Annotated in this window: 2 protein-coding genes and 1 riboswitch; both genes read right to left on the bottom strand. The window is 39.3% G+C overall.

Annotated features, from left to right (window positions below):
* Positions 1 to 110: 110 nt before the first annotated feature.
* Positions 111 to 779, bottom strand: coding sequence for a TenA family protein (locus HT723_RS09945; protein ID WP_023941460.1), 669 nt, complete (start codon positions 777 to 779; stop codon positions 111 to 113).
* A 217-nt stretch (positions 780 to 996) separates the two neighbouring features.
* Positions 997 to 1,085: riboswitch (TPP riboswitch) on the bottom strand.
* A 148-nt stretch (positions 1,086 to 1,233) separates the two neighbouring features.
* Complete coding sequence (gene lctO / locus HT723_RS09950) at positions 1,234 to 2,370, bottom strand: L-lactate oxidase (RefSeq protein ID WP_172930373.1); 1,137 nt, start codon at positions 2,368 to 2,370, stop codon at positions 1,234 to 1,236.
* Positions 2,371 to 3,036: the final 666 nt, after the last annotated feature.

The following is a 3,036-nucleotide window of genomic DNA, read 5'->3' on the forward strand; positions in this document are numbered from 1 at the left end:
TTGAGGTTGCAGATAGAACACCATACCTACGGCAAGGTGAAGCTGACGTGGTTTGAAGAGATTTTCGAAGAGTATTAACTCATCAAATTTGTAAATATCATGAGCCTTCTCTAGGCATCATAACCAATATCAAAAAAGGCTAATTCTAAAGCGACCGCTTGATTCCAGCGTTGCTGAAGCTCTGTCAAATCTTCTCGACCTTTTCCGACGCGATTGAGTTCGTCAACCAGAAATTGAACCCACTCTGCAAAGAAAGGACCTCTGTGGAGATTGATCCATTCCGAATGAATATAGGCTTCAGGAAGAGCCAAAGCTTTAGAACCCCAGTCTAAATAGAGTCCTTCTGCAATGACCAGCATGACCAAAAGATGGGCATAGTCTGATGAAGCCACTGCCGAGTACATTAGATTCTGAAAGGCTTTTGTTACAGGGTGCAAGCTCACTTCTAGATAGTCATTCTCAGATACGTTTAACTCCTTGAAAGCCTTTTGGAAATAGCCATCTTCATCTGCTTCAAGAAAGCCTAGTTGTTTGGCAAAACGAAGCTTGGATTCAAGCTGGTCTGCGTGGGCTACGCAGGAACCCAACATGGATAAAAAGGCATCAAAGAAGTGATAATCTTGAATCAGGTAGTCTTTTAAGGCCTTATTCTCAATTGTCCCTGCAAAAAGTTCCTTAACAAAACGATGATTGATTGCAGCCTGCCAATCCTTCTGACTGCTTTTTAATAATTCTCCAACAGTCAAACCTGGCTGAAATGCATAAACCTGTGTTTCCATATTTACTTCTCCTCTCTTTACTTGTTAGTAATTAATAAAACACCAAGAAATACCAAGTAAAATCGTAATTCCACTTGATCCTTTTAAAGAACATCGAGGGCATTTGCAGAGAGCTACCTAAACAAGCCTACCCAGTTTTATATAAACAAAAAAACTCCAATTACAATCAAGAATTAGAGTTGACTTACAAGATTAGACCGTTCATTTCACCATACGAAAAAAACTGTTCACATTTCCCTTCGCCAGTCTTAACTGTATCAGGTTCAATGGGTATCATCTCAGCCTAAAGCACCCCAAATGTCTTTATTATTTAATTACTAGATCATTATAACAGAAATTGAAAGCCCTAGCAAGATATTTGACCGAAAAATATCTTTATATAGTTTTTGATAGCGATTTATTCTTCCAATACACGAAGAAAAACCTCCACATTCAGTGGAGGCAATCTCTTTTATCAATACAATTTTAAGTCACGAGGGTCAACTGGGAAGGTTGGGTTGTATGGGTTGTGACGAAGTTTGAAGTGTTTGACATCTTCAATGGTCTGAGTTCCAGACAATTGCATAACTGTCTTCAATTCCGCATTCAAGTGTTCAAAGACTTGACGCACACCAACACTACCACCAAGAGCCAAACCATAAATAGCAGGGCGACCAATAGCTACCAAGTCTGCTCCTGAAGCCAAGGCTTTAAAGACGTGTTGACCACGACGAACACCAGAGTCAAAGACAATTGGCACACGTCTATCAACTGCTTCTGCCACTTCTTGAAGCGAGTCAAAAGCGGCTGGTCCACCGTCGATTTGACGACCACCGTGGTTGGTTACCCAGATACCAGAAGCTCCCGCAGCAAGTGAACGCTCAACGTCCTCACGGCATTGTGGTCCCTTGACATACACAGGAAGCCCTGAGTATTCAGCGATAAATTCTACATCGCGTGGAGACAAGCGCTGTTTAGCTGATTTGTAAACAAAGTCCATTGATTTACCAGCACCTTCTGGTAGGTATTCTTCAACAATCGGCATACCAACTGGAAAGACAAAACCATTACGCTTATCCACTTCACGATTACCCCCTACAGTAGCATCTGCCGTCAAGACAATCGCTTTATAACCTTCAGCCTTCACACGGTCCATGATGTGGCGGTTAATGCCATCATCTTTACTAAAGTAAAATTGGAACCAATGAGGTGTCCCTTGAAGGGCTTTAGAAATCTCTGGAAGGTCGACAGTAGAGTATGAGCTAGTTGTATAAAGAGAACCAAACTCATGCACACCACGCGCAGTCGCCACTTCACCTTGTTCGTTTGCCAATTTATGAGCCGCAACAGGCGCCATAATGATTGGTGAAGATAGTTTTTCACCTGCAAATTCAATCTCTGTACTTGGATTTTCAACATCGCAAAGCGTATGTGGAACGATGAGTTTGTGGTTAAAGGCACGGATATTCTCTCTTAAAGTGAAAGTATCTTCTGCCCCACTAGCAATATAGCCAAATGCTGCTTTAGGGATCACTTGTTGCGCCATTGGCTCCAAATCATAGGTATTAATGAAATCTACATGCCCTTCTGCATTGCTTGTTTTGTATGACATAAACTGTCCTCCTTGATTAAGTAAGCGTTTGCTTTTTACTATACATCTATAATAACTCTTTTTTCAATCATTTTCAAGAGTTTTGCTTAAAAACAATCTTATTTTTCATACAATATATTAGCCCTACTTTCCTTAAACTCTAAACTTTAGTCTATATTAAGTGAATCGTTGAGATTTTTTGCTGCCAGGCATTTGAACTACTTTTTTATTTGCTGATTCTATCTACTAATGCTATAAAAAAACAAGTAAATAAAACACCAGAACATCCTCTAATAGGGCCTATGGACTTATATCAGTCCCATATATACTGTGTTTAAGCAAGATACTATCCTAGTTGACGCTAACTTCCTATCCCACTTATTAATTTTTTATTTATAGTGAATCTGAACAAATCAATTGGGGGATCCAAGTCAATTTCTAGTACTTTTTGAAAAGTTTCAACGTACTATCGTAAAATGAAATAAAACATGCGCAAATTGATTAGGGAATTTAAACCAATTTCTAACAATGTCTTAGAAATCAAAGTGTACTATTTCAACTGTAACCGCCCAATAACGAAGTATATTGAAAAATCTCCAGACTAGAGAACTCACGGATAGTTCCTAATCTGGAGATTTCTTATTTGCACTTTTCTTGTACAACTTTATTCCATGGTAAATAAGCCTC

It is taken from the genome of Streptococcus sp. 2106, assembly GCF_013277315.1.
GTDB lineage: Bacteria > Bacillota > Bacilli > Lactobacillales > Streptococcaceae > Streptococcus > Streptococcus pseudopneumoniae.

Coding starts and splice junctions, on each gene's coding strand:
- HT723_RS09945 (WP_023941460.1), bottom strand. CDS start 779: ATGGAAACACAGGTTTATGCATTTCAGCCAGGTTTGACTGTTGGAGAA.
- lctO (WP_172930373.1), bottom strand. CDS start 2,370: ATGTCATACAAAACAAGCAATGCAGAAGGGCATGTAGATTTCATTAAT.